Source organism: Alteromonas marina, from assembly GCF_000808575.1.
GTDB classification, from domain to species: domain Bacteria; phylum Pseudomonadota; class Gammaproteobacteria; order Enterobacterales; family Alteromonadaceae; genus Alteromonas; species Alteromonas marina_A.
This window is the reverse complement of record NZ_JWLW01000027.1, coordinates 1-581: the sequence shown is the minus strand read 5'-3', so window position 1 is coordinate 581 and position 581 is coordinate 1. Positions and strand designations below refer to the sequence as shown.

The window sequence follows — 581 nt, the reverse complement described above, 5'->3', positions numbered from 1 at the left end:
GACACACAAACCGGTTCATTGATAAGTTACAGCCCGAAAAATGGTGCAACGGATGTGGCATTAAATGCGGTGTTTACGGCAGACTTCAGTGAACGTATTGACCCAACATCACTGACCAGTGAGTCATTCAGGTTGTATAACAATACGGAATCACGTAATGAAGCTGCGACACTTAGCTTAAGTACTGACGGTAAGCGCGTAACGTTAACCCCAGATGCATTGTTAGAAGAGGGGCATCGCTACACGTTGTATATCAGTTGGGGTACCTACCTGAAGGATATCGCAGGTAATAATGTGGGCAGTTATCATCAGTATACGTTTACAGCTGGTGATGTTGAAGACGCACAGGCACCGAGTGTGTTATCAAACAACCTGTCGCAAGGGCTCACGGATGTGCCAGTGAATGCTCCGGTGAGACTGCTTCTGAATGAATCACTGGCGGCACACTGTGTGAATGAAGAGACGGTATCGCTTCACAGTAGTGCAGGTGCAGTAGCAGGCAGCGTGACGCTGAGCAGCGACCGCCGAACGATTACGTTTACGCCGGATGCACATCTGATGGCAGGTGAAAACTATGAGTT

At 48.5% G+C, this 581-nt stretch carries 1 protein-coding gene; it reads left to right on the top strand.

The window, feature by feature from the left end:
- On the top strand, positions 1–581 hold a 581-nt coding region (locus RJ41_RS13935; RefSeq protein WP_039222000.1), incomplete at both ends, for an Ig-like domain-containing domain.